Origin of the sequence: Microbulbifer pacificus (genome assembly GCF_033723955.1) — a bacterium.
GTDB classification, from domain to species: domain Bacteria; phylum Pseudomonadota; class Gammaproteobacteria; order Pseudomonadales; family Cellvibrionaceae; genus Microbulbifer; species Microbulbifer pacificus.
Genome location: NZ_CP137555.1, coordinates 3084545 through 3110510, shown reverse-complemented (window position 1 = coordinate 3110510; position 25966 = coordinate 3084545). Strand labels below are relative to the sequence as shown.

Annotated in this window: 21 protein-coding genes and 1 tRNA gene; 1 reads left to right on the top strand and 21 read right to left on the bottom strand. The window is 57.4% G+C overall.

Features of this window, described 5'->3' with window-relative positions; translation table 11 throughout:
• Positions 1–3: 3 nt before the first annotated feature.
• The 16 genes from R5R33_RS13335 to rlmE all read right to left on the bottom strand — a co-directional run bounded on the left by R5R33_RS13335 (position 4) and on the right by rlmE (position 19152).
• Positions 4–444: a hypothetical protein gene (locus R5R33_RS13335; RefSeq protein ID WP_318953192.1), complete on the bottom strand. Its 441-nt coding sequence runs from the start codon at positions 442–444 to the stop codon at positions 4–6.
• Positions 445–727: 283 nt separating this feature from the next.
• On the bottom strand, positions 728–3895 hold the full coding sequence (locus R5R33_RS13330; protein WP_318953191.1) for a type I restriction endonuclease subunit R: 3168 nt from the start codon (positions 3893–3895) through the stop codon (positions 728–730).
• Positions 3892–5196: a restriction endonuclease subunit S gene (locus tag R5R33_RS13325; protein ID WP_318953190.1), complete on the bottom strand. Its 1305-nt coding sequence runs from the start codon at positions 5194–5196 to the stop codon at positions 3892–3894. Before R5R33_RS13325 ends, R5R33_RS13330 begins: the two co-directional genes overlap by 4 nt.
• A complete protein-coding gene (locus R5R33_RS13320) occupies positions 5180–6748 on the bottom strand; it encodes a type I restriction-modification system subunit M (RefSeq protein ID WP_318953189.1) in 1569 nt (522 codons plus the stop codon). Before R5R33_RS13320 ends, R5R33_RS13325 begins: the two co-directional genes overlap by 17 nt.
• Positions 6749–6804: 56 nt before the next feature.
• Positions 6805–8613, bottom strand: a complete 1809-nt coding sequence (locus R5R33_RS13315) for a type I restriction-modification system subunit M/S (RefSeq protein ID WP_318953188.1) — start codon at positions 8611–8613, stop codon at positions 6805–6807.
• A gap of 690 nt (positions 8614–9303) precedes the next feature.
• Complete coding sequence (locus R5R33_RS13310; RefSeq protein ID WP_318953187.1) at positions 9304–9876, bottom strand: YagK/YfjJ domain-containing protein; 573 nt, start codon at positions 9874–9876, stop codon at positions 9304–9306.
• Between the two features lie 189 nt (positions 9877–10065).
• Positions 10066–10284, bottom strand: a complete 219-nt coding sequence (locus R5R33_RS13305; protein WP_318953186.1) for a helix-turn-helix transcriptional regulator — start codon at positions 10282–10284, stop codon at positions 10066–10068.
• A 118-nt stretch (positions 10285–10402) separates the two neighbouring features.
• Positions 10403–11083 carry a hypothetical protein gene (locus tag R5R33_RS13300; protein ID WP_318953185.1) on the bottom strand — a complete coding sequence of 227 codons (681 nt, stop codon included), beginning with the start codon at positions 11081–11083 and terminating at the stop codon, positions 10403–10405.
• Positions 11080–12315, bottom strand: coding sequence for a tyrosine-type recombinase/integrase (locus R5R33_RS13295; protein WP_318953184.1), 1236 nt, complete (start codon positions 12313–12315; stop codon positions 11080–11082). The genes R5R33_RS13300 and R5R33_RS13295 overlap by 4 nt, the downstream gene beginning before the upstream one ends.
• Positions 12316–12499: 184 nt before the next feature.
• Positions 12500–12585, bottom strand: a tRNA-Leu gene (locus tag R5R33_RS13290).
• A gap of 35 nt (positions 12586–12620) precedes the next feature.
• Entirely contained in the window at positions 12621–13070 is a 450-nt protein-coding gene (secG, locus tag R5R33_RS13285) for a preprotein translocase subunit SecG (RefSeq protein ID WP_318953183.1), read from the bottom strand.
• Positions 13071–13129: 59 nt separating this feature from the next.
• Positions 13130–13876 carry a triose-phosphate isomerase gene (gene tpiA, locus R5R33_RS13280; RefSeq protein WP_318953182.1) on the bottom strand — a complete coding sequence of 249 codons (747 nt, stop codon included), beginning with the start codon at positions 13874–13876 and terminating at the stop codon, positions 13130–13132.
• A gap of 108 nt (positions 13877–13984) precedes the next feature.
• A complete protein-coding gene (glmM, locus tag R5R33_RS13275) occupies positions 13985–15331 on the bottom strand; it encodes a phosphoglucosamine mutase (protein ID WP_318953181.1) in 1347 nt (448 codons plus the stop codon).
• 71 nt (positions 15332–15402) lie between these two features.
• On the bottom strand, positions 15403–16245 hold the full coding sequence (gene folP, locus R5R33_RS13270; protein WP_318953180.1) for a dihydropteroate synthase: 843 nt from the start codon (positions 16243–16245) through the stop codon (positions 15403–15405).
• A gap of 146 nt (positions 16246–16391) precedes the next feature.
• Positions 16392–18302 carry an ATP-dependent zinc metalloprotease FtsH gene (gene ftsH / locus R5R33_RS13265; protein ID WP_318955739.1) on the bottom strand — a complete coding sequence of 637 codons (1911 nt, stop codon included), beginning with the start codon at positions 18300–18302 and terminating at the stop codon, positions 16392–16394.
• Positions 18303–18531: 229 nt separating this feature from the next.
• Positions 18532–19152 carry a 23S rRNA (uridine(2552)-2'-O)-methyltransferase RlmE gene (gene rlmE, locus R5R33_RS13260; protein ID WP_318953179.1) on the bottom strand — a complete coding sequence of 207 codons (621 nt, stop codon included), beginning with the start codon at positions 19150–19152 and terminating at the stop codon, positions 18532–18534.
• A 232-nt stretch (positions 19153–19384) separates the two neighbouring features.
• Here rlmE and yhbY point away from each other — a divergent pair, with 232 nt between their 5' ends.
• Positions 19385–19687 (top strand): ribosome assembly RNA-binding protein YhbY, encoded by a 303-nt coding sequence (yhbY, locus tag R5R33_RS13255; protein ID WP_318953178.1) that lies wholly within the window; start codon positions 19385–19387, stop codon positions 19685–19687.
• A gap of 139 nt (positions 19688–19826) precedes the next feature.
• Here yhbY and R5R33_RS13250 read toward each other — a convergent pair whose 3' ends face one another.
• The 5 genes from R5R33_RS13250 to R5R33_RS13230 form a co-directional block, all read right to left on the bottom strand.
• Positions 19827–20603 carry a rhamnogalacturonan acetylesterase gene (locus R5R33_RS13250; RefSeq protein WP_318953177.1) on the bottom strand — a complete coding sequence of 259 codons (777 nt, stop codon included), beginning with the start codon at positions 20601–20603 and terminating at the stop codon, positions 19827–19829.
• 93 nt (positions 20604–20696) lie between these two features.
• Complete coding sequence (locus R5R33_RS13245) at positions 20697–20978, bottom strand: hypothetical protein (RefSeq protein ID WP_318953176.1); 282 nt, start codon at positions 20976–20978, stop codon at positions 20697–20699.
• 109 nt (positions 20979–21087) lie between these two features.
• Positions 21088–22680: a S41 family peptidase gene (locus R5R33_RS13240; protein ID WP_318953175.1), complete on the bottom strand. Its 1593-nt coding sequence runs from the start codon at positions 22678–22680 to the stop codon at positions 21088–21090.
• A 119-nt stretch (positions 22681–22799) separates the two neighbouring features.
• Positions 22800–24197, bottom strand: coding sequence for a Re/Si-specific NAD(P)(+) transhydrogenase subunit beta (gene pntB / locus R5R33_RS13235; RefSeq protein WP_318953174.1), 1398 nt, complete (start codon positions 24195–24197; stop codon positions 22800–22802).
• Positions 24198–24209: 12 nt separating this feature from the next.
• On the bottom strand, positions 24210–25754 hold the full coding sequence (locus tag R5R33_RS13230; RefSeq protein WP_318953173.1) for a Re/Si-specific NAD(P)(+) transhydrogenase subunit alpha: 1545 nt from the start codon (positions 25752–25754) through the stop codon (positions 24210–24212).
• Between the last annotated feature and the right edge of the window lie 212 nt (positions 25755–25966).

Here is a 25966-nt window from a genome sequence, read left to right as displayed (position 1 = left end):
ACTCTAACCCCTATTCTCCGGCGGATGGCAGGAAACTACTAAAACCAACCTTCCTGTTTTAGCAATTGCAAACTTAACAAAGTATTCAACTGCTAAATATTTAAAAGCTCTCTCGTTCCACTCTTTTCTAGTGAGAACGTAAGCATCTGACGCTGCCCAGCAGCCGTTTGGCTTCTGTTGACACCACTCGGAACCTTTATAGCGTCCGTTTTTTACAGCATCAGCTACCAGTTCCGCTACCTCGTCAAGCTCAATCTCGAGCTTATGCTTAACATCTTTAATGCACTTTTTTGTCCACAGGTTTACCCTGTCTTCTCCAGCTTCAAGGATTTCCAAAACTTGAGCTGGCGGATAAAGCGGCCCTCCCTCAATCTTACGAGGGCCATCAGGGCATGTAGGTGGCGCCCCCCTGTCGTAAAGACTGATGTTTCTATTATTTACCATTATGGTAAGTTCCGCAAAGTCAAAGCATGATAATGTTCTTTGGCAGCATGTCAACAACTGGACGTTGGGTCAACAACATTGCTCCAGCGCGGAACGATAACCCCTTGATTTTTATGATTAAATTTGTGACCGGAAAGTCTTGTCGGGCCAAAACACTCTATGCGGCCCCCAACAGTTTTGACCATAAACCGCCATTTGGTCAGATTTTCCTCCAGTATGAGCGCAAAAATTAACCTAAATCGACCGACTGCGTGTGAATCGAATGGTCCGCCAAGTCAAAGCCCTACACTAAGTAAGCACTTTGTCCGGAACCATAGTAATGAGTCAGAATATGATGAAACGCAGCATCACACTTATCGGCGTAAATATCCTCGTCATAGCTGTCCGGCAGGCCCCGATCAAAGACAATCTCCAAGGTGCGCCGAACCTCGGCCCTAGCTCGTTCCTTCTTGCGCCAGTCCAGCACAAGCTTCTCCGCTTTTAGTGTCTCCAGCAGTTCCCGGCAGACTTTCTTCACAGCCGTCTGCTCTTTCTCTGTCAACTCCGGAACCGGCTTGGTCAGGATATCGAACATCGCCAGCTCCTCTTCGGACAGGCCCTCCCGGATAGCCCGCCGTTCCTCTTCGGTCAGGGCCTCGGCAAGCTCCATCAGCTCCTTGAAGAACTCCTCGATGTTCGCACTGCCCGAGTTATAAGCATCGATCAGCTGCTGCAGCTTCTCCCCAAAGTCCTTGCGCGCCGAGTTCTGCGCCATCATGGACTCGATCTTCAGATTCAGTAGTGCCCGCAGCCGCTCGGCCTCGGTGCGCTTGCGCCCTTGGCTGAACCGCTCCTTGAGCTTATCGAAGTCGATTTTGCTGAGGTCATACAGGTCCTCCTCGCCGGGCTCCTTGAACTCGTAGGGTACCGGTGCCACCGATGCATCCAGCAGTTCATCGACCTGCTGCATGACCGCGGAAATATCCACCGGCGGCTGCAGCGACTTGATCTTCTGTGCCAGCACCGATACCAGCACCGCATCGGGTGCCAACGCATTGGCCGCGGGGTCCGGCAAGATCGCGCGATAAACCCGGGCAATCGCTCGGGCTAGGTTGAGGAAGGCCTGCTTGTGTTCCTCGGTATCGATTATCTTCTCGACGGCATCATCGAGGGCAGCAATCTTCGCGAACCCCTCCGCCGCCTTGATGGCCCCGGCATCCACACCGCGCTCCGCAAGGAAGGTAACCGCCTGGGCGATCAGCTGCTTGAGAAACTCGACCAGTTCCTCCTTGCTCTTGATGGGATCGTTGCCGGCACCACCTTCGGCGCCGCCATAGATCGCGAGGGCCTGCTGCAGTTTGCGGAACACCCCGACATAGTCCACGATCAACCCCGCCTCCTTGCCTGCATACTTGCGGTTGGCGCGGGCGATGGTCTGCATCAGGGTGTGGTTCTTCATCGGTTTGTCGAGGTAGATCGTCGAGCACGAGGGCACGTCGAAACCGGTGATCCACATGGCGCAGACGAACACCAGCCGCAGCGGATCCTTCGGATTCTTGAACTTCTCGTCCAGGTCATCCTCGAGCATGCGCTTGCGGTGCGGGACGATATCCAGCCCCTTGGCCGCCAGCTCCGCCACCTCATTCTGCCCCTGCGACACCACCACCGCCATGTCGATGGTAGACATCACCTCGATTTGATGCTCCAGCGCCTGGCGCCGGTCCTTCTCAGCAGTCGACAACTCCGCCTTTAACTGCTCCAGATACCGCTTCCAGTGAACCTGAACCTTGTCGTACATGCGCACTGCGGTGGCCTTGTCGATACACACCATCATCCCTTTGCCCTGGTGGCCGCGGCCGACGAAGTGCCGCACCAGGTCCTCGGCAATGGCCTCAAGGCGATCGTCACGGGTGATCAGGTGGTATTCGCGGGCAAATACCCGTTCGACCTTGCGCTCCTGCTCCTCGTCCAGCTCCGCATCCTCCAGCAGCTTTTCCAGGTCGTCGCTGAGGTTCTCGTTGATCAGCTGCAGTTCGGGAATGCGGTTCTCGTAGAACAGCGGTACCGTGGCGCCGTCGGCGATGGACTGGCCGAAGTTGTACACGGAGATGTAGTCCCCGAACACTTCCCGGGTCTTCTCCTCGCCCGCCATTAGCGGGGTACCGGTAAAGCCGAGGAAGGCGGCATGCGGTAGCGCGGTGCGCATGTTCATCGCCAGGGTGTCGTACTGGGAGCGGTGCGCCTCGTCGGTGATGACGATGATGTCCTGACGTTCGGACAGCTGCGGGTACACTTCCCCCCGCTTGGTACCGAACTTGTGAATCAGGGTAAAGACGTATCGGTGGTCTTCTGTCAGCAACTGCTGCAAATGCGCCCTACTGTCTGCATGGGCTTCCACCTCGTTGACGGCACCAGTGGCCGCAAAGGTCTTGTAGATCTGCTCGTCCAGCTCGGTGCGGTCGGTGACGATCAGGAAGGTCCAGTTGCCGGGGATCTTGCGGTGGATCTTCTGGGTGAAGAACACCATGGACAGTGACTTGCCGGAGCCCTGGGTGTGCCAGAAGACCCCGAGTCTACCGGCCTCACCCCTGGCTCGATCCTTGACCCGCAGCAGCTCTTCGATAGCCCGGTTCACGCCCAGGAACTGGTGGTTCTTGGCCACCTTCTTGATCAGCCCGCCCGGGGCCTCCTCGAACACGGTGAAATTCTCCACCATATCCAGAAACCGCGCCGGCTCACCCAGCCCGCGAATTGCCGTCTCCAGCGAGACAACGCCGGCTTCCCCCTCGTCGTTGATACGCTTCCACTCGAACAGGTGCTCCCAGGGCGCGAAGGTGCTGCCGACCACGGTATCGGAGCCATTGGAGAGCATCAGCAGCCCATTGAACGTAAACAGCTGCGGGATGGTAGTGCGGTAATCAGTGAGATTGTCGTCATAGGCGGCGCGCAGGGTCTTGTGGCTGGCCTTGAGCTCCACAAACAGCAGCGGGATTCCGTTGACAAAGCCGACCAGGTCGGTGCGGCGAGTGTAGTATTCGCCCTTGATCCAGAACTGGGAGGCGAGGAAGAACTCGTTGTTGTGCGGCGCATGCCAGTCGACCAGGCGTACCGTCTCGATCAGGAGATCACCTTCATCATCGCTGACCTCGACCTTGATGCCGTCCTTTAGCAGCCGGTAGATCTCCTGATTGGCATTCACCGGCAGCAGGCGGGAACGGTCGCGGGTCAGCTCCTCCATAGCCTGCTCGATGGCCGCTGACGGCAGCTCAGGGTTGAGCCTGGTCAGGGCCGTGCGCAGTCGCTGCGGCAACACAACCTCCTCCTGGGTAAGGCGCCCCTCGCTGGAATGACTACCGCTCCATTCCGAGTAGAGATTGCCGGTTTCCCAACCGAGAGAATCGAACAGGGCGATGGCTGGCTGCTCGACCAGCGCATCTTCGGAGTATTCGTGCGAGGGAGGCGGAGGGGTCATGCAGCAGCTATCTCCTCGTCAACAGGTGGCTCCAGCTCTGACACGTCAATCTCACCGGATACCAGCTTCGGTAACAACAGATCACGTTGTGACAAAAGGTTTTGGTTTTTTCGCTGTAAAACTAAAATCTGATCAAACAAAGGGGCCGAAACGGAACTGAAACGATGAAGAAGCCCTGTCGGCGGGTATACTATTTTTAATGCCGCAAACTTCCCCCGGCTTAAATTTGTCATAGTCGCACCAGTCGCGCCATATTGATTAATCGTACCCTCTAGCCCTTTCAGAGCAAAATACAGGAACTCCCGCTTGGCCGCGTCATCGGGAATTACCGTATTGATCTGCTGATTTGTCTGGGAAATCTCCGAATTAATTACCACGATTCCAGCTGTACCAATACAGCTTACACATAACGAGTTCGCTGGGATCATCTTTGTCTTTTGTGAGGCGGCACCGTCAGTAGACAAGGCTTCTGACGTTCGAATAACAAATATTTGGCCATGCATATCCGGCAATTTTATAAAAGGGACTTCATCACCGAAAAATTCCGGCCTCTTTTTACTAGGAGTCTTTCCCGTAACTATTTTTCCGACAGAATCAAGAGGCAGAACGTGGAAATCACTAGGTATCCGCCCCAGCTCACTATCCTGCCAGTCCATACTCTCATGGCCGGGGAAGCGGAAGTGCACGAACCACTCCTCGTACAGGCGTCGGACCATCTCCTCTAGGATCTCGATACGGCGACTGTTATTTTCGATCAGGTCGTCGTAGGCGGAGAGGACTCCAGCAATGCGTCCTTGAATGGGAAGTGACGGCATATACACTGGAAACTTTTTTAGGAGTTCAATACTCATCCGTACCTGGCTCGCTGCGCCACGAGCATGTGCAGCGATATACTGCTTGAATGTATCTGCCTGTACAATTTGCCTCAAAAACGCTTGATCAAGATAGTCACCATTCGCTCTTAACCTCACAGCATTTTGATTAAGCAGTGCGCCATTCGCAGAATTCGGCACCACAGAAGCTCTACCTACAACAGATTTTGGCTGGGTCGGATGTGACCCAACTGTTGCAACTACTACATCTCCAACTTTCAGTTCGTGCCGAGCGTATTTATCAAAAAGCTCCTCTGGCAAGAACTTACAAGCATCAAGATCAATAGTGCCGTTTTTACAGTTTGTAACACGCACAACCTTGACCCCAGAATCTGAATAAGCAGATTCATTCCAAGCGCCACCATTCTGGAACTCAGCGACATCTCCCAGAGGCATCTCTACCCAGTCATTGCTAGTTACTAAATCCAAACTGAGCCTCCATGACAGATGCAATGTTTTCAGAAATACGAACTTCCAACTCTCGCGCCTCGGCATTGAGCACTTCCAGCTCCTCGCTCAGTTCCTCCAGCCGCTCGGTGAAGTCCACATCTTCGGCCTCACGCGCCGCGGCGCCCACGTAGCGCCCCGGGTTCAGCGACCAGCCCTGCGCCTCGATTTCTGCGCGAGTCGCAATCTTGCACAGCCCGGGCACGTCCACGTAGCCATCGCTCAGCCCCTTCTCGGCCAGCAGATCAGCGCTGCCGGCATCCAGCTCCACTGCCTCGCTGCGGTACAGGCGCACGATATTAGCCAGCAACTCGATGTGCTCAGGCAGGAAGTCACGGTGGGCGCGGTCGACCTGGCGGTAGATGTGGCGGGCGTCGATAAACAGCACCTGGTCGGCGCGCTCGGACTGCTCCTTGGCGCGGTCGAAGAACCACAGGGTGCACGGCAGGGTTACGGTGTAGAAGAAGTTCGGGCCCACAGACACGATCACGTCCACGGCGCCGCTCTCGATCAGTTTCTGGCGAATTAGCTGTTCGCTAGCACGGGCGTCACCGGCGGAGTTGGCCATGACAAAACCGGCCCGACCAGACGGCCTCAGTGAAGCGTAAAACAGCTGAATCCACAGGTAGTTGGCGTTATCACTCTTCGGCAGCCCCAGTGGGAAACGGGGATCGCCCTCTAGGCGCTCCTTATCCACGCCGGAGACGTTGAAGGGCGGATTGGCCATGACGAAGTCGAAGCGTCCCTGGCCGTCGGTGACCGTCTTGTGTGGATCCTCGTAGTAGGTATTGGAAACGCGCACATCACCGGAGAGGCCGTGTACCGCCAGGTTCATCTTGTTGAGGTTGACCGTGGTCTGGTCCTTCTCGGTGCCGAAGATAGAAATCTCGTCCATCGCCGTCTTGTGATGGCGCTGCACGAAATCCGCCGAGTGCACGAACATACCGCCGGAGCCGCAGGCCGGGTCGAAGATGCGCCCGTGGAAGGGTTCCAGGATCTCGACGATCAGCTTTACGATGGATTCCGGGGTATAGAACACCCCGCCCTTCTGACCCTCTTTCAGGGCGAAGTTGCCGAGGAAGTACTCGTACACCTTGCCGAAGGCATCCCCACTCAGATCAACCGGCGCCAGCTGTTTCAGCAGCTCCTGCAGTACCCAGTTCTCCAGTCGGGTGTAGTTGCGCGGCAGTGCGCCCTTGAGGTCCGCGTTTTCCTCCTCGATCGCCTTCATGGCCTCATTGATGGCCTTGCCGATATTGTCACTCTCGGTTAGCGACAACAGGTAGGAGAAGCGTGCCAGCTCCGGCAGAAAGATCACTCCCTCGGCCAGGTAATCTTCCTTTTTAACCTTACGCCGGCCACCGGAGCCCACCGGACCCAGCTTCTTCTCGGCGGTGGCGTAGATGCGCTCGGCGTAGCGCAGGAAGATCAGGCCGAGCACTGGAGCCGAAAATTCAGCCGGTTTCAGGCCGGTATTGGCCCACAACTGATCCGCCGCTGCCCACAAACGTTTGCTTACGTCACTATCTACCAACGGGATTCCCCTTTGTTCTTAATTAGTTTCTTGTGGCACTTAGCCGATGCCTAGCATCAGTCACCCAACGACCAATACTCTGAAAGAGTTTTGGAAATCTCTTGCTCTACACTCTGTTTTTCTTTGATGAGCTCGATTAGTTTTCGGTGATTGGCTGCAATATTGCGTTTTTCTTCCGCGGAAGGTACCGGAATATTCAGGGCCTTCAGGTCTGCCATCTTAAGTACCTGGACCGATGCCCCAGTGGCCACCCTGTCAAAAATTGCCTGCCCAAGATCTGATCGGATGAATCTAAACAGAGTGACTGAATCTACAACAGATTCTGGAAGAGGCCGTAAAATGACGAATGCTTGGCTCGCAACAAAACCCTCGTGCGCAGTTGATACTAAAGCGCACTTACCAACGCTGCCTTTTACCGCGAGAAGGACATCTCCATCTCTTACTGTCTGCTTTTTAGCCCGACCAAACTCTTTTGGAGCCACATGGATTTCCCTCGCTGAGAAGCTCTCCGAGAAAAAACCATACTCATCAATGTTGGCCGGAGACAGTTCTCGAAGTATTAGCGGAGCAAATCCAGGGTCACGCTCCGCTCCACTCAAGTTCTTGAGCGACTGGCAACTTATTACCTCGACAAGGCTTTCAAGCGGGAATTTTGGGTATCGGAAACCCTCGGAATCTAAGATCTCTTTCCCTGCGACGTGACGCTTCACATCCAAATTACAATTGTCAGAGATAAGACTCTCGGTATCCACGTATGCAGTCAATTGGCATTCCGACTTATCTCTAACAATCCTTGCAAGCTTATCAATTCCAACAAGCTTTTTTATCGAGCGCGACTCAGAGCGTGCAAACTCTTGGCCATTTGCCTGAATAAACTGGATACTTTTGGTCTTTTCTCTCGTATCAAATATCAACATTGCAGGGGCGATTGAAGTGGCACCAAAAAGTTTATCTGGTAGTTGTATTACCACCTGCAAGTGCCCCTCCTTAAGAACTCGCTGTTTAAGGGCGAGGTCCGCGCCCGATGTCTTCGACAACCATGAAGGAGGTACGATACAGGCCAGCTTTCCTTCAACTCGCTGGAGCATGCGCTCTAGATTCGAAACCTCGGAAGATACAGACCCAAAGGAAGCTTTAGATCCCTCAATATCCACCCCAAATGTGGTATTTCCTTTTAACTTTAGCCCCCAGGCGTCTGATAGATAACCACTGGAAAACACAGCTTTTGGATCGTGGACGAAGCTTTCAGAAGAAATCATCGAGAAATCGATATCTGCACCAGATATCCAACAAAGCTGTCTTTTTAAATTTTCCCCATCACCGGGACCAATGCCTTCATACCGTGTCTTTTCAACTTCTGAAGATCGCAACACGAAAGGTATCGCAGAGCGCCCCAGAATAAGTGCTCGACCACCTTCTAATGAATCGCCATTCGAAACTAACCGTACAGCAAGCTCAGCAACAGAAAGGTCTGGCCCTATCGAAGATAGTTTTCCGAGAGTCGAGTGGAGTATTGAGTAGACTTCTGCAGCATATATAGAGCTAGGTAGAGCCCCCTGCTCCACAGCATCGCAAAGCGACTGAAAAATTTCCGGATGCAGGGAGCACGCACTGTCAACTGCTTGTTGACACTCAAAGCGATTGAAGCCCTTCTTTTGGAGCCTAGTTCTCATCAGTTCTTGACGAGCTGAGACGTCGTGCTCTGCCCTAAAAGAACTTACTCCTTCAGAACCTAGAACCGCTGCGGTAGCAGCCATGTGTATCAACCTAGCCAGGCTCTCACTTACTGGGTGAGCATCTAGCATCTTACCCAGCAGGGTTAAGAATTGATTATGAACAGCTTCTCTATTGATTTGATCTGTCATCAAACGCTCTTTCCCCGGATATAACTGTCAACACGATATGCAGTGATATCCACTCCTCCATCATGAACGAGCACGATTCCACCCTTTTCTTCCATCTGCACCAAACGCTTTCGCAATGTATCGAGCTCTCCTAGCGCCTTGCGGCACCCACGTCGATTCAGTATGCATTTATCTCCCTGCCAGCTACCAAACTGAGCGACCAAATCTAGCATTTCTCCCCGGATGCCTCGTTGGGACATCCGCTGCTGAATGTGCCTTGACTTTGCCATGAGCCACTTCCCTCCGTAGATTTCACCGTTGAGAGAAAGATTATTAGTTATACGACCTACTGTAAATAGTCAGGAGCTTATTTTTTTAGTTTCTCGCTAACTTTGTCGCTCAAATCTACAAGACCGTCACAGGCGGACACTTTTTGATCAGACATGAAGTGTTAATATGCCAGTAAAAGACCCCGCCCCTCTTCTTCCCATCACCTGCGGACCCGCACAGCACATACCGAAATCCGACTTCCAGGGCCAAATTAAGAACTCAAACCAACAAAAACCAACAATTTCACCGGCCTCTCTTGAGCCCGACTAAATATTTCAGGCAATACTCAGCCTCCACAAGCCACACCGCCAAGCACTAGACGGAAGTTCAGGGCAGGGCGCTGCACCTAACGGTTAGGCACAGCGCCTTCAATAGACCGAACTACGGCAGCTTAAACCTACTACTGCAGTAATCATTGGTAGCTTTGGGTCTCTGCCCTTTAGTCGCCACCTTAGCCAAATAGGAAAGCCGGTCGAACACTTTCTGGAACTGCCGCTCATCCCCACGCTCCAGCAGGTAATAACAGTTCTTCGGTGTATGAGGCCTGGGCTGATTCCAGCCGTCCCAAATCTCCTCCACCAACTCAATGATCCGCTTGGGGTGACGATTCTTGTTACCGTTTAGAATCAGGGCCAGGTGGTAGTGCTGCTTATCACTGGTGTCCTGCTCCCGGCACCAGAGGTACCCAAGCTGCTCCTGACTAAATCGGATCTTCAGACGTTTACGCAGTTTGCGGATGAAGCGTGACAGCAACGCGTTGTCCGGAGTGTATTCCCATACACTCAGCCCCAGAACCACCACCAGCAGCCGGCTGTGCCGGGCCTGCAGCGCATCCAGCTGCGTCACTGTTGCCTGGAGGATCTCACGGTAATGACCTTCCCCGCCCTTGCCCTGCGGCAGCCGCAGGCAGCGGCCATTTATCTCCACTGGTCCCCGCTTAACCACCCCCTTCACGAGAACCTACCGCTAGCTGCTGGCATTTGAGTGTTGGCCAGGCGCAGGTAGGTAGGGATTCTATGGGGATATTCTGAATTACCGAGCGCCAGAAAGCGCCGGCGCCCGCCCGCAGCCCCCATGAGAAAAGGCATTGCTGCCATCTCCCGCTGCAGAAACAGGGGTACAATTTCAGAACAGGGAGGAAGCTCATATCCCCTCCCCGCTTGCTGCTTTTTCGATCAGCGCCCGGATATCCTCAACTTTCCAGGCAGATGTTCGCTCGCCCAATTTCACGGGCCTGGGGAAGCGGCCGGCCGCCACACCTGCCCACCAGGTGCTTTTGCCGACGGGGATGTACTTCAGAACATCCCAGATTCGAATGAAGCCGGTTTCCGGCAATGAATTGTTTTGAACGTTACTGGACATTGTCGTACCTCGTTGGAAGTTCGACGTCCTAGTATTCGCAGATTTTGCGGGGTAGATAGGTTACCCATTACACAGAAGGTAACCTCTCAAATTACACTCGGAATACAACCCTTTGTTTTTATTGGACTTTTTTAGTCACCTTTTTACTCATCCCCCTTGGAGCATTCTCGGGGCGAATAATGGATGCAGCCAGCTTTCTCATAGTCGGTGACTTCCAGCCCTTTTTCAAAAGATCACCTTCCACTGTCGCATTGGTTGGCGCAGTTGTTTTGTCCGCGGGATTCCATTTCCCCCAGCGGGCCACGGCCGACTGCACCATATCAATTAGTTGTTTACTGATCCGGGGGTCGTTAATGGGGAGCATGATTGTATTCGCATCAGCAAATGCCAACTTTTGACGAGAGCGATCCAGGTAACCGTTGTCGTCTGCCCACTCCAGCCAGGGAATCGGTATTCGCTTGGCGTATGCCCACTGCAGAAAATAATCCACAGGCAGCATTCGCTCGCCGTCGTCTCCGAACTTTACCGGGTTCCGCTCATTGTTTAGCCACTCGGTGTGGTCGCAACTATCCCAGGTTTTCCTGTAAGTCAGATACCTGCGACCCTGCTCTTCTGTTCCCGACTGACCGGGAAGCAATGGAGCGATCTGAAAAACGCGCTCACCACCCTCAAGTACCTCTTTCGCATAGTAAGGATCCAGGTCAGCAAACAACTTACATGCATCGTCTGCGCCCCAGAAATCCATTACCAGATAGTAAGGCAGGCGTGTTTTTTCGTAATTCAAAGCGTCTTCTTTCATATCGAAGTGGTCTGGCGTATTAGGGGAACGACAGAAGCCTCACTCGCTGATCGCTTGAGCGCATCGAGGTAATCCGCCCAGCGCTGCATCATCTCAGAGCGTTGCTTCAGGTGTTTGGTACGGTTGTATGCACGCCCCAAGGCATCTTTCACCGTATGGGCGAGCTGCTGCTCGATCCACTCGATTCGGTAGTTGAGCTGCTCGTCCAGCAGTGTGCGCGCCATAGCCCGGAAGCCATGGGGTGTCATGGTGTCGTTGTCATAGCCCAAGCTGCGAAGTGCCGTGCGCACGGCGTTATCGGACATCGGCCGGTCGCTGCTGCGCAGGGAGGGAAACACATAGCGGCCCCTACCAGTCAAAAGCTCTAGCTCGCGAAAAATAGACGTGGCCTGACTACTCAGCGGGATAATGTGGGGCTCGCCAACCTTCATCCGCTCCCCCGGGATTTCGATGCGGCTCTCTTCCCAGTTGAAGTCTGCCCACTCCAAATGACGGAGTTCACCGGGACGACAGAACAGAAGGGGAGAAAGCTTGAGTGCAGCCTCCACGACTGCCGTGCCACGGTACCCGTCAATAGCTTGCAGCAACTTGCCGACAGCTCTCGGCTCAGTGATCGCTGCCATGTGCTTGCTCTTCTGGGTCTTGAGCGTACCGGCCAGATCGGCCGCAGGATCCCGCAGGGCTCGCCCACTGGCGACGGCGAAGCGGAATATCTGACTGGCAACCCGCTTGGTGCGATTTGCCAGTTCGTAGTGGCCACGAGCTTCGATCCGGCGCAGAGTCTGCAGCAGCTCGAAGGGTTCGATCTCGCCGATGTCTTTGTGTCCAAGGTAGGGGAAAAGGTCGCGCTCGAGGGCCCGCCAGGTGCGGGTCTGGTGGCTCTTGGATTTATCAGCCATGACCGTTTTGAACCACTCGGTACCAACATCTTCAAAGCTGCTGCCCGGCGGCACTTCACCCGCATATTTGAGCTTCTTGAAGTGCTGAACCGGATCGATACCCTGGCGCAACAGCCCCCTCGCCCCATCCCTGCGCTCACGCGCTTCCTTGATGCTTACCTCAGGGAAGCGCCCGATAGCCAGCATCTTCTCTTTACCCACCAACCTGTACTTCATGCGCCAGTACTTGGGGCCGGTCTTTTTGACCAGCAGGTACAGGTTATTCCCATCGCTTAGGCGGTAGTCTTTTTCCTTCGGGGCGGCGTTCTTAGCTTGGGCGTAAGTCAGCGTCATACGGGGCTCTCCGGGCGATTTGGGGGTACCGGTTCAGTATAGGGGTACCGGTACCCCCAATAGTACCCCCAAATACCCCCGGATGTGGGGGTACCGAGCTGGACACTATTGGACCACCCAGAAACGCGAAAGCCCCGCAGTGCGGGGCTTTTCGGATGTTGCCAGATCTCTCTGGTCTTTAATGTGGTGCCCAGGGCGGGACTTGAACCCGCACGAGCTATGCTCACTACCCCCTCAAGATAGCGTGTCTACCAATTCCACCACCTGGGCAAAAACTTTTCAGTTTTTGATTTCAGCCTTTCGGCTTACTGAGGCTGCTCCTCAGTTTTTTCTTCGCTCTGCTCTTCAGAGCCTGCTTCCGGCAGTTCAGCCTTGGGGGCTTCTTCTGCTGCGGGAAGTTCGCCTTCCGCCGGAGCAGATTCCTGAACTTCAGGGATTTCGCTCTCGATGGCTGCCGGTACTTCCTGGTCGCGGGATTCTACCGCGGCCGGAACTTGCGGGATACCTTCAAGTTCCGGAGCTTCGCTGCGGCTGGCCAGTACTGCCAGACCGAAGCTGGTGGCGAAGAATACAGTCGCCAGAATTCCAGTCAAGCGGGAAAAGAAATTTCCGCTGCCTTGGCTACCAAAAACGGTCTGAGAAGCGCCCGCGCCAAAGGAGGCACCCGCTTCCGCACCCTTGCCCTGCTGCAGCAAAATCAGGCCGATAATACCCAGCGCAGTGAGGATGTGAACGACTAAAACCAGTTTTTCCATTGTCCAGAAAACCTGCTACGGGCAACTGCCCTTGCTCAAAAAATTTCGACCTGTTGCGCTCAATCAGCGGCGCGGCAGATCTTGATAAATTCGTCAGCCTGCAAAGAGGCTCCGCCCACCAGGGCGCCATCGATATCTTCTCTGGCAAACAGCTCTGCGGCATTGGCTGCCTTGACGCTGCCACCGTAAAGAATCTGCGTCGCCGGCCCCGCTTCACCGAGTTGCTGGCGAATGAACTGGTGCACTTCCTGCGCCTGTTCCGGGGTGGCGGTCTTGCCGGTGCCAATAGCCCATACGGGCTCGTAGGCGATAACGGCGTTCTGCCAGGTATTTCCCAGGTCCAGATCGACAACGGCCTGGATCTGTTCGGCAATCACTTTCAGCGTATTGCCGGCTTCACGCTCCTGCAGCGACTCCCCTACACAGAGGATCGGTGTCAGGCCTGCGCCCTTGGCGGCGGCAAACTTGGCCGCGACCAACTCGCTGCTTTCGCCGTACAGGCTGCGGCGCTCGGAGTGACCAACGATCACATAGCGTGCGCCACAATCCAGCAGCATTTCCGCGGAAACCTCACCGGTGAAGGCACCGGAGGGCTGCTCGCTGAGGTTCTGCGCCCCCAGGGCTACCTGTTCCGCATTTTCCGCCGCCGCGCCCACTACACCGAGGTAGGGGAAGGGGGGGCAGATTACTACTTCGGCGGAGCAATCGTCGGACTCCAGTCCGCTGTTCAGCTCGGCCAACAACTGCTCGGCAAACGCTTTGGTGCCGTGCATTTTCCAGTTGGCAGCTACCAGTGTTTTTCGCATCGGTGCTCCTCCAAGGGGCGCAAATCTTATCGATATTGCCGGAAACATACAACCAGCGTTTTCGGATATTTATTGATTTTTCAATGGCTTCCGACGGTGGGCCTGCGCTCAGGCGTTACCCACCCGCTCGACGACACTGGCAATTTCCCCAGCCAGCTGCGCCACCAATGCGCCGTCTTTGCCCTCGACCATGACCCGGATCAACGGCTCGGTGCCAGAAGGGCGCAACAGCACGCGGCCATTGTTGGCGAGGGTGGACTCTGCCTGGGCTACCGCGGCCTGCACATCATCGTGTTCCAGCACACCATCGCGGCTGGCGAGACGCACGTTGATCATGTGTTGCGGCAGCATCTGCATCTTCTGGCTGAGCTGGTCCAGGGATTCCCCGAAGTCGCTCACCGCGCGCAGTACCTGCAGCGCGGAGATGATGCCGTCCCCGGTGGTGGTGACATCGGTGCAGACGATATGCCCGGAGGACTCGCCACCGAGGGTCCAGCCGTTTTTGTACATCATTTCCAGTACGTAGCGATCGCCCACCTTGGCGCGGGCGAAGGGAATCTTGCGCTCTTTCAGTGCCAGCTCGAACCCGTAGTTGCTCATCAGGGTACCGACCACGCCACTGCAACCGCCGAGGAACTGCTGGCGGTGGATGGCGATGATAAACAGCAACTGGTCGCCGTCGATCAGGTTGCCGTGGCGATCGACGAACATGACGCGGTCGCCGTCACCGTCAAACGCGATGCCCAGATCGGCACCGCGCTCCACTACTGCCTTTTGCAGCTGCTGGGGCTTGGTGGAGCCGCATTCCAGGTTGATGTTTAGACCGTCCGGCTGGATGCCGATGGCGTGCACCTCAGCACCCAGCTCGCGGAAGACCTTTGGCGCAATGTGGTAGGTGGCACCGTTGGCGCAGTCGAGCACGATATGGAGCCCCTGCAGGGAATAGCGCCAGGGGGTGCTGGCCTTGCAGAACTCGATATAGCGACCTACGGCATCGTCGATACGCCACGCCTTGCCGAGATCACTCGCTGTTTCCATGGGCTGGTCGAGTGCTGCCTCGATATCCTGCTCCACCGCGTCCGGCAGTTTGCTGCCATCAGAGCTGAAGAATTTGATGCCGTTGTCCTGATAGGGGTTGTGTGACGCGCTGATAACGATCCCCGCCTGGGCGTGGAAGGTGCGGGTGAGATAGGCGATGGCCGGGGTCGGCATGGGCCCCAGCAGGCCGACGTCGACACCGGCGTTGATCAGCCCCGCCTCGAGGGCGGCCTCAAACATATAGCCGGATACCCGGGTGTCCTTGCCGATCAGGATGCGGCTGCGGCCCTTGCCCTGGCGGTTGGCGCCGAGCACCTTGCCGGCGGCAAAGCCCAGGCGCAGCATGAAATCCGGAGTGATCGCTCCCTCACCCACCTGGCCGCGAATACCGTCTGTGCCGAAGTATCTTCTTGTCATCGTTTAACTCTCATTGTTATTTGTTGGGCGCCCAACAGTTTGCCCAATCTAATTGCCGCGGACTGTCGCAATCAGGCGCGGTCCACCAGTTGTTGTAATTTCAGCACATCCACCGTCGCCGCCACATCGTGCACACGGATGATGTGCGCGCCGCGCTGCGCCGACAGCATGGCCAGTGCCAGGCTGCCCGGCAGGCGCTCGTCCACACCGCGGTCCAGCAGACGGCCGATCATGGATTTGCGCGATAGTCCCACCAGCAGCGGCAGGTCGCGTGGCGCCAACTCTGGCAGGCGCCGCAGTAATTCAAGGTTATGTTCGTCGTTTTTGCCAAACCCAAAACCCGGATCGTAGATCACCTTTTCGCGGGGAATGCCCGCAGCCTCGCAGGCGGCGAGACGCGCATCGAGGTAGGCCCGCACTTCGCCCACCACATCTGCGTATTCCGGGCTCGCCTGCATGGTGCCGGGTTCCCCCTGCATATGCATGACACATACCGGCAAGCCGGTAGCGGCCGCCGCCTCCAGCGCCCCCGTGCGAGTGAGTGCTCGCACATCGTTAATCAGGCCCGCACCGGCGGCAGCAGATTCCCGTATAACCGCCGGGGTGCTGGTGTCTACGGAAATCACCAGATCGAAGCGCTGGCTGATGGCCTCCACCGCCGGCACTACGCGATCCAGCTCCTGCTGCTCGCTAACCACGGCCGCGCCGGGACGGGTGGACTCCCCACCGATATCCACGATGGTGCCGCCCTCTTCCAGGACCTGCTGCGCGCGGCGCAAAACCAGATCCAGGTTGAGCCCGCCGTCGGCGTAGTAACTGCCGCCATCGGAAAAGGAGTCCGGGGTGGTATTCAGAATCCCCATCACCTGGGGGCGATCGAGATCGAGGGTGTGCTTGCCGCAGTTCAACTTCATAAGGTCAGGTCGATAAACGTGGCCGGGGCGCAATTGCGCCAATTATTCGCTGTGTAGTAGCTAGACCGGAACAATGCAAAACGGGCCCGGAGGCCCGTTTTTGACCGGTGTGAATTCACACCGGAAAGCACTCTTGACGGTACCGCTTAGTGGCCGTTGACCGGGCCACCGACGGGGTTGTCGCCGTCTTTGGGCTTGGTCTCGCTTTCCTTCAGGTCGTCGGCGGAGCCGCCACCGGTGTAATCACTGTCGTGCCAGTCCCGCGGTGGGCGTACCTTGCGGCGGACCATCAGGTCATCCACCTGCTCGGCATCTAGGGTCTCGTATTCTATCAGCGCGTCTTTCATCGCCTCGAGAATATCCCGGTTGTCTTCCAGCAGCTTTTTCGCGCGGGAATAGCAGGTGTCGATGATGCGGCGGACCTCCTCGTCGATCTCGTTCGAGGTCTTGCCGGAAATGGGGTTGCCATGTCCCGGCTGGCCGCTGTCGTCCTCACCGTAGTGCAGCGGGCCGAGCTTCTCCGACAGCCCCCACTTGGTCACCATGTTGCGCGCGATATCGGTAGCGCGCTCGATATCGTTGGAGGCACCGGTGGTGACTCCATCGAGCCCCAGGGTCATCTCTTCCGCGATACGGCCGCCAAACAGAGAGCACAGCTGGGATTCCAGTGCGCGCTTGGACAGGCTGTACTTGTCCTCTTCCGGCAGGAACTGGGTAACACCCAGCGCACGGCCGCGGGGAATGATGGTGACCTTGTGCACCGGATCGTGCTCCGGCACCAGGCGACCGATAATCGCATGACCGGCCTCGTGGTATGCGGTATTGGTCTTTTCCTTCTCGTTCATCACCATGGATTTGCGCTCGGCGCCCATCATGATTTTGTCGCGGGCGCGCTCGAACTCGTCCATGGTGACCATGCGTTTGTTGGCGCGGGCGGCGAACAGCGCGGCTTCGTTCACCAGGTTGGCTAGGTCGGCACCGGAGAAGCCGGGGGTTCCGCGGGCAATGGTCTGCGGGTCGACGCGCTCGTCCAGCGGCACCTTGCGCATGTGTACCTTCAGGATCTGTTCGCGGCCGCGGATATCCGGCAGGCCGACAAAGACCTGGCGGTCGAAACGGCCCGGGCGCAGCAGCGCGGAGTCGAGCACGTCCGGACGGTTGGTGGCGGCGATGACGATCACGCCCTCGTTACCTTCAAAGCCGTCCATTTCCACCAGCAGCTGGTTCAGGGTCTGTTCGCGCTCGTCGTGACCGCCGCCGACACCGGCACCGCGGTGACGGCCAACGGCGTCGATCTCATCGATAAAGATGATGCACGGCGCCTGCTTCTTGGCCTGCTCGAACATGTCGCGCACGCGGGATGCGCCCACGCCCACGAACATTTCCACGAAGTCGGAACCGGAAATGGAGAAGAACGGCACCTTGGCCTCGCCGGCAATGGCTTTGGCCAGCAGGGTCTTGCCGGTACCGGGAGGGCCCGCCATCAGCACACCGCGGGGAATGGCACCGCCGAGGCGCTGGAATTTGGACGGGTCGCGCAGGAACTCCACCAGCTCCTGCACGTCTTCCTTGGCTTCATCCACACCCGCCACATCGGCGAAAGTGGTCTTGATCTGGTCTTCACCAAGAAGGCGCGCCTTGCTCTTGCCGAAGGCCATGGGGCCGGAGCGACCGCCGGCACCGCCCTGCATCTGGCGCATGAAGAACATGAATACGGCAATAATGATCAGGATCGGGAAGCTGGCCACCAGCAGCTGCTGCCAGATACTGGGGGATTCCGGCTCACGGCCATTGAACTGCACACCGCCGCGCACCATTTCATTGGTGAGTTCGTCGTCGATGATCTGTGGCTGAATGGTCTTGAAGCGGCTGCCATCGGCTTTTTCTCCGGTGATCACCAGGCCATCCACCATCACGCTTTTCACCTGGCCGGACTGAACATCCTGCACAAACTGGGAATAGCTGAGGGATTCGTCCCTGGATTGCGGCTTGAAGTTCTGGAAGACCATCAGCAGCACCGCCGCGATGATCAGCCACAACACCAGATTCTTTGCCATATCGTTCAAAGGGTATGCCCTCTTGCCATTGCCTTAGCCGGTAATTCCATTCCACCCAGTATAGGCGGCGAAAATCGTAAATCTGTCGTTCTGGTCACGAGGCCCGGACTAGGGGCCGCGACCGGAGTGGTTTGGCGGTCGAACTCGGGATTCGGCCGTCCAGTCCTTTTACCATATCGGGACGCCCGCTCCAAAAAAACGGAAACGTTCCAGTCGTTAGTCCCAGTCGTCAGCCCTTGAAGCCGCGCGCCACCACATAGACCTCGCGGGAGCGCGGACGGGATGCACCGGGCTTGCGGGTGACAACCGACTGGTACTGACTGCGCAGGTCGCGAATTAGTTCGTCAAATCCTTCCCCCTGAAACACCTTGGCCACAAAGGCACCGCCGGGCTTCAGGGTCTGACGCGCCATATCCACCGCCAGTTCCACCAGGTACATGGCGGCGGGCTGATCTGCGGCGCGCACCCCACTCATATTGGGGGCCATATCGGAAATCACAAGGTCGGCACGCTCTTCGCCCAGTTTTTCCAGCAGTTCGGTGAACACCGCTTCTTCGGTGAAGTCTCCCTGCACAAAGTCCACCCCGGCCAGGGCGTCCATCGGCAGGATGTCGGAAGCCAGTACCCGGCCTTTGTGACCCACCAGTTGTGCAGCCACCTGGGACCAGCCGCCGGGGGCGGCGCCCAGGTCCACCACGGTCATACCCGGCTTGAACAGGCGGTCTTTGTCATTCAGCTCCTGCAGCTTGTAGGACGCCCGCGAGCGGTAGCCGTCCTTCTGGGACTGTTTGACGTAGGGGTCGTTGAAATGTTCGCGCAGCCAACGGTGGCTGCTCTTTGATCGGGCCATCAGTTACAATACATCGCTGAAATCCGGGCCCCGCCGCAAATACCTGCGCGGCTGACCGGGATTGGGGTTGATAGAGGCGGGCACATGCAACGCTGCTGCTGACCACACTTTCGTATGACAGCAGGCTCTGTTCCTCTACGCTTGTACACATTACCTATGTACAACAATGTAGGGAATTGCACTGCCTGCCCACAGCGGCAGCCTCTGCCGCGATTTAAGGATGGAGTATTGTATGCCTTTAACCGCCGACCGTAAAAAAGCCTTGCGCACCATCGGTCACAATCTGAAGCCCGTGGTCACTGTCGCCGAGAATGGCCTGACCGAAGGGGTGGCGGCAGAACTGAATCGCGCCCTCGATGACCACGAGCTGATCAAGGTCAAACTGGCCGTAAATGACCGTGAAGTCCGTCGCGAGCTGATCGCGGAGCTGTGTCAGCAAAGCGGCGCGGAGCTGGTACAGGAAATCGGCAAAATCGCGCTGATCTTCCGCAAGGCGGAAAAGCCCAACGCCAAGCTCTCCAACCTGTTGCGTTGATCCTTTCGCCCTGGCACCCGCGGGCCGGTCGTAAGCACCGGCCCTCTCCTCCTTCTCAGCCCTCTTCTTCCTTCTCCACTCGATCCGCCACCAGCCCGCACCTTGGTTCAGGCTAGTGACTTGCCGGCCGTCCTCGGTCTCAGTATTTCAGCGCCAAGTGCTTGGGGTCCGGAGTGCGCAGGCGCTTGGCCAGCGGGTGCTCACGCTTGCGCAGCTCCGCCAGCACCAGCTGTGCTACTTCCCGCGCGCCCAGTTGGTTCAGGTGGGTGTCATCGCGCACCCCCAGCGGGTAATTCGGGTGCAGGTCCGGCGCAATGTGCATAAAGCGCAGTGCACTATCCCTGTCGCCCATGGCCTGGAAGTACTCGCGGGTGACCACTTCCATATCGATGAACGCCACCTTTTCCTTAGCCGCCACTTCCCGCACCAGCGGTGCATAGGGATGGGTGTGCTGAATCTGGTGCTCACCCTCGAAGTAGCGGCGGGTGATGGGTGACATAAGAATGGGCTCGGCACCGGCCTTGCGCACATCCCTTATAAATCCGGAAAGGTTCGCCTTGTACTGCGCCGGCGGCGTGTAGCGGTCCTTTTTGCTTTCCGACTCGTCGTTGTGGCCGAACTGGATGATCACGTAATCACCGGCCTTGACCTCATCCATGATGCCCTTCCAGCGCCCCTCCTCGATAAAGGTGCGGGTGCTGCGGCCGTTCATCGCGCGGTTGTCGACCTTGATGTCGTCCGCAAAAAATACCGCAAACGGCACACCCCAGCCGGTTTCCGGGTAGTCCTTGATCTCCTTGATGGCCATAGTGGAATCACCGGCCATGAAGATCGTGGTCTGGGGTTCTGCCATGGCCGATGTGCCGCACAGCAACGCCACAACCGCAAGCCAGGATTTATTGAAACTTCTCGTCATTTTTCACTCACTGAACATTTTACTTATTGGAATATCCACTTTCCTCACGTGGATGACCGTATGCTCGGCCTCAATCAAATAGCACTTATCAATTTATTCGGGGACACAGGCCAGCTTATCCAGATGCCAGCGCTGCCCGTCCTCTGCCCGGACCAGCCAACAGCCGCCACTGTTTTTGACCAGCCGGAAAATTCTGGGTTTGCCGAGGTCACGGCCGGTCAGCGGGCGCGTCGGCCCATCCACCTGCCGTCCCTGCTCCAGCGCCAGGCGACTGCTGTCGCTGAACACATCTTTCGCCACCGTCACCGAAGCGCCGTAGTTGGCCTCGACAAGTACCTGCTGCAACTGGGCAATCGCCGCCGGCTCGGGATTCACGATCAGCGCCGGCTGGTCAGGCCCGGCGGCGGCAATTGAAGCGCACGATATCAATACCGTGCATGCGCTAACACCGCAAACTGTCCTGGCAAGTTTCCATTTCACATCGTCATCTCACGTAAATACGGTTTTCACGCCAGACCGCCTTGGGCAAGGTAAAATCCGTTGACTGTTCGCTGGCCGGCTCCGCTGCCCGCGCACTCATCACCCCATACAGGTTGCAGGAACCGCTATTGATGTAATTCAGCGCAGTGGCGAAGCGCGCTTCATTAACATCTCCCAGCGCATGATTCCAGTCGTCACCGACCGGGCAACCATTCACCTCCGCGCCCCAATCCCCGCTTGGGGCGGGCGTAAAACCGTCAGCGTAATCACCAAAGCCTTTACTGTTTATCCCCTGGAACTGGATGCTGAAGTAGGTGGTGCCGCAATTGTCCGCGGGATAAAAACCGTAGGGTTTGCCACAGGTGGTTTCGCCGATCTGCACCACTTCCACATCAATACCGCGCAGGCCGTTGATGATCGCCTCGCTGGCGGAACAGGTATTGGGGCCGGTCAGGACGAAAACCCGCGAGAGGTCGAGTGTGGGCAGCAATAACCCCCCTTCCGCGGAAAATCCCAGGGTCTCATTGTAAAAAGGCGTGCCCAACAACGGCTCTCCGGTAACCGGGTTGGTCTCCGGGTGCTTGTCATTGAATTTCAGTGTTTCAAACACCCGCCCCGCCGTCGCCATGTCTCCGGCGATCATGTAGGCAAGCTGGCTGGCAATCGCCAGATAGCCACCGCCGTTGTAGCGCAAATCCAGCACCAGCTCATCGATCCCCTGGCCGCGCAGATAGTTTACGCCGTCGACCAATTCCTTCTCAGCGGTGGCGATATGATCATTGAACAGCATGTAGCCCACTTTGCGCCCCATTGCGCCGTCGACCACTTTGACATACTGCACCGGGTCGGAAACCACCTCACCCGCCGTGAGCGCAATCTCGTGCTCGGAACCGTCGAGATAGCGGAACCGGAAATGGTGTGTTTCACCTTCTGCAGAAGGAAACAGGCCAGCGTTCAGAGCATCTACTCCGGCCTGGGTATTCACATCAATACTGTAACCGTCGATAGACAGAATCCGCGCGCCGCGCGGTGGCAATCCGAGCGCATTTTGCTGCTCGGTGTAGGCAACCACGGCTTCGCGCGGCGGCACAGGACTTAGCAGTGCCCACTGCACTCCGTAACCGACCCATATCCCCGATTGAGATTGCGCAATCCATTCATCGGTCGGCACCAGAAAATGAAACTGGTCCTTGGGTGCTCCTGACACGGTCGATTCGGTGGTTTTCAGGGTATCGAAATACGCTTCGGTGTCGAAACCAGCCGGGTTCCGATCCACGATTTCGTCGTACCAAAGATAGAGATCATTGCTCCAGCTGCGCAGCCAGTTGTTTTCATCCAGGGTGCTGCCTTTTACATCGGCATAAGGACGGCCAGAAAAAGGATCGGTACCCGTGCGAGGCATCTCGCAGCGATTGGCAAAGGTTTCCGCCGGCTGAAATACGCCCTGCTGCCAGACAACATCGTTGTCACCCCGGCCGCGATCAGACGACGATGAACCACCGGACGATCCACCACCACAGGCACTAAGGGTAAACAGCGCGGAGGCTATCAGGGAAAGTTGCAACGAACGAAGAGAAGGTTTGGACAAGGCTTGCATGTTTGGCGCTTTTTATAATTGGTACGCAAGCGCTAGAGGTTACCACCGAGGGAGCTACCGGGCGACCCTGTTGTCACCCGGTAGCGGCGGCGATCAAAAGACCACCGCCAGTTACGTCATCAGGCCGGCGTCAGCTTGCCAAGCACGCTCTGCAGGCTCTCCTTCGCATCGCCGAACAGCATGCGCGAGTTCTCCTTGTAGAACAGCGGGTTGGCGACGCCGGCGTAACCGGAGGCCATGGAGCGCTTCAGCACTACCACCTTGCCTGCTTTCCACACTTCCAGTACCGGCATGCCGGCGATGGGGGAGCCGGGCTTCTCCACCGCGTCCGGGTTGACGGTGTCATTCGCACCGATCACCAGCACCAGGTCGGTTTTCGGCAGATCGTCGTTGATCTCTTCCATCTCCAGCACGATGTCGTAAGGCACGTTGGCTTCCGCCAGCAATACGTTCATGTGTCCGGGCAGACGGCCCGCTACCGGGTGGATACCGAAGCGTACGGTCTTGCCGGCCTTGCGCAGCTTGTCGGTGAGGTCACTCACCGCCTGCTGGGCGTGGGCCACCGCCATGCCGAAACCGGGCACGATCACGATGCTGTTGGCCGCATTGAGGTCGTCCGCCAGCTCTTCGTGGGAAGTGGCCACTACTTCGCCTTCCAACTCCCCTTCACCGCCAGCCACTTCACCGTCGGAACCGAAGCCACCGAGGATCACACTGACAAAGGAGCGGTTCATGCCGCGGCACATGATGTAACTGAGGATGGCACCGGACGAGCCCACCAGCGCACCGATCACGATCAGCAGGTCGTTGCTCAGCATGAAACCGGTTGCCGCCGCAGCCCAACCGGAGTAGCTGTTCAGCATGGAGATCACCACCGGCATGTCCGCGCCGCCAATCGCCGCGATCAGGTGGATACCCAGCAGCAGCGCGATGGAGGTCATCACCAGCAGGTAGACGATGGTGGTGGGGCTCACGTCGGCAGGGATGAACCAGGCACCCAGCAGCACGCACACCAGGATCGCGATCAGGTTCAGCCAGTGGCGCGCCGGCAGCATCAGCGGTTTGCCGGAGATCAGCCCCTGCAGTTTGCCGAAGGCGACGATGGAACCGGTCAGGGTGATGGCACCGATGAACACACCGATAAAGATCTCGGAGTTGTGCACGATATGCGCGGCACCTTCGAGGTTCACACGGGGATCGAGGTAACCACTCCAGCCGATCAGTACCGCCGCCAGGCCCACAAAGCTGTGCAGCAGGGCAACCAGCTGCGGCATTGCGGTCATCTCGACCTTGCGCGCCAGGTGAATACCGATCACCGCGCCCACGCCCATGGCGACGGCCACGGGCAGATAGGCACCGGCGGTGATACCGGCCACGGTGGCGATGATGGCAACCGCCATCCCCACCATGCCGTAGTAGTTACCGCGGCGCGCGGTTTCGTGGGTGGACAGTCCGCCGAGGCTCAGGATGAACATCACCGCGGAGAACAGATAAGCCATGGATATAACGCTGTTCATGTCTGCTTCTCCTTATCGACGGAACATTTTCAGCATACGGTGGGTTACAAAGAATCCACCGAATATGTTGATACTGGCGAACAGTACCGCCACAAACGCCATTACGGTCACCAGCAGCGAACCGGTCGCGCCCACCTGCAGCAGCGCACCGATGATGACGATGCCGGAGATGGCATTGGTCACACTCATCAGCGGTGTGTGCAGCGCATGGGAAACATTCCAGATCACCTGCCAGCCGATAAAGATCGACAGCACAAACACGGTGAAGTGGGCGACGAAGTCCGCCGGAGCGGATTTGCCCAGCAACAACAGCAGCGCTCCGGCCACCGCCCAGAAGGCCACCAGCGACAGCGGGGAGGTTTTCTTTGCCGGCTTCGGCTCTACCTTGATCTGCGGTGCAGCCTCTTTCGGCTTCTGCGGCGCAGCGGACAGTTTCGGCGCGGGTGGCGGCCAGGTGATGGAGCCCTCCTTCACCACGGTGGCACCGCGGATCGCCTCGTCGTCAAAGTTGATATCGATCTGGCCATTCTTTTCCGGCGTCATGTCCGTGAGCAGGTGGCACAGGTTGGTGGCATACAGGGTGGAAGCCTGGGTAGCCGCACGGCTCGCCAGGTTTGTGTAACCGAGAATGGTCACGCCGCTCTTCACCACCTTCTGGTCTGCTTCGGTGTAGTCGCAGTTGCCGCCCATTTCCGCGGCCAGGTCCACCACCACAGAACCGTCGGCCATGGTGTCCACCATATCCGCCAGCCACAGCTTCGGTGCCGGCTTGCCGGGAATCAGCGCGGTGGTGATGACGATGTCCACTTCCTTGGCCTGCTCGCGGAACAGCGCCATCTCGGCGTCGATGAACTCCTTGGACATCTGCTTGGCGTAGCCGCCGGTACCGGAACCATCTTCCTCGATCTCCACGGTGAGGAATTCCGCGCCCATGGATTCCACCTGCTCGCGCACTTCCGGGCGGGTGTCGAAGGCGCGCACGATGGCGCCCATGCTCTTGGCGGTACCGATGGCAGAGAGACCGGCAACGCCGGCGCCGATCACCAGAACCTTGGCCGGCGGGATCTTGCCCGCGGCCGTGATCTGGCCGGTGAAGAAACGGCCAAACTCGTGCGCCGCCTCGATCACCGCGCGGTAGCCGGCGATGTTCGCCATGGAGCTCAGCGCATCCATTTTCTGCGCGCGGGAAATACGCGGAATGGATTCCACCGCCAGTGCATTGACGTTCTTGTCCGCCAGCTTCTGCAGCAGCTCACCGCTCTGCGCGGGCTTCAGGAAGGAAATCAGGGTGGCGCCGCTGGGGATCAGGTCCAGCTCGGCATCGGTGGGCGCCTGCACCTTCAACACCAGGCCGGCCTGGCCCAGGCAGTCGGCGGCATTGGCGCAAATTTTGGCACCCGCTTTTTCATAATCTGCGTCGGAAAACTTGGCGGCTTCACCGGCGCCCTGTTCGATCACAACGTCAAAACCCAGCGATTGCAGTCGCAGTACGCTCGCTGGCGTTGCCGCGACCCGCGCCTCGCCCGGCGCGGTCTCCTTTGGTATGGCAATAATCACCGTTTGTGCTCCCGTTCATTACTCGTCGTTGTTATATCGCCCGCGAATACGGGCTTGCCCTTCTATGGGCAATTTGAGTACCGCTGAAATTTATTCCCGATTATTCATTTCCCGTTAAGAAGCATCCGACGACAGAGCGAAGGCGGGCGCCCCCGGGGAAAAAATTTTCCAGGGAATTAAAACCTTTTCGGTAGGACGATGCATTAAAGAAA

Bases quoted from the DNA above. Each gene is read 5' to 3' on its own strand.
- pntB (WP_318953174.1), bottom strand. From the start codon at position 24,197: ATGAACAGCGTTATATCCATGGCTTATCTGTTCTCCGCGGTGATGTTC.
- R5R33_RS13305 (WP_318953186.1), bottom strand. From the start codon at position 10,284: ATGTCCAGTAACGTTCAAAACAATTCATTGCCGGAAACCGGCTTCATT.
- R5R33_RS13315 (WP_318953188.1), bottom strand. From the start codon at position 8,613: ATGACAGATCAAATCAATAGAGAAGCTGTTCATAATCAATTCTTAACC.
- R5R33_RS13300 (WP_318953185.1), bottom strand. From the start codon at position 11,083: ATGAAAGAAGACGCTTTGAATTACGAAAAAACACGCCTGCCTTACTAT.
- tpiA (WP_318953182.1), bottom strand. From the start codon at position 13,876: ATGCGAAAAACACTGGTAGCTGCCAACTGGAAAATGCACGGCACCAAA.
- R5R33_RS13250 (WP_318953177.1), bottom strand. From the start codon at position 20,603: ATGACGAGAAGTTTCAATAAATCCTGGCTTGCGGTTGTGGCGTTGCTG.
- R5R33_RS13295 (WP_318953184.1), bottom strand. From the start codon at position 12,315: ATGACGCTGACTTACGCCCAAGCTAAGAACGCCGCCCCGAAGGAAAAA.
- glmM (WP_318953181.1), bottom strand. From the start codon at position 15,331: ATGACAAGAAGATACTTCGGCACAGACGGTATTCGCGGCCAGGTGGGT.
- rlmE (WP_318953179.1), bottom strand. From the start codon at position 19,152: ATGGCCCGATCAAAGAGCAGCCACCGTTGGCTGCGCGAACATTTCAAC.
- R5R33_RS13335 (WP_318953192.1), bottom strand. From the start codon at position 444: ATGGTAAATAATAGAAACATCAGTCTTTACGACAGGGGGGCGCCACCT.
- R5R33_RS13240 (WP_318953175.1), bottom strand. From the start codon at position 22,680: ATGCAAGCCTTGTCCAAACCTTCTCTTCGTTCGTTGCAACTTTCCCTG.
- secG (WP_318953183.1), bottom strand. From the start codon at position 13,070: ATGGAAAAACTGGTTTTAGTCGTTCACATCCTCACTGCGCTGGGTATT.
- R5R33_RS13330 (WP_318953191.1), bottom strand. From the start codon at position 3,895: ATGACCCCTCCGCCTCCCTCGCACGAATACTCCGAAGATGCGCTGGTC.
- ftsH (WP_318955739.1), bottom strand. From the start codon at position 18,302: ATGGCAAAGAATCTGGTGTTGTGGCTGATCATCGCGGCGGTGCTGCTG.
- folP (WP_318953180.1), bottom strand. From the start codon at position 16,245: ATGAAGTTGAACTGCGGCAAGCACACCCTCGATCTCGATCGCCCCCAG.
- yhbY (WP_318953178.1), top strand. From the start codon at position 19,385: ATGCCTTTAACCGCCGACCGTAAAAAAGCCTTGCGCACCATCGGTCAC.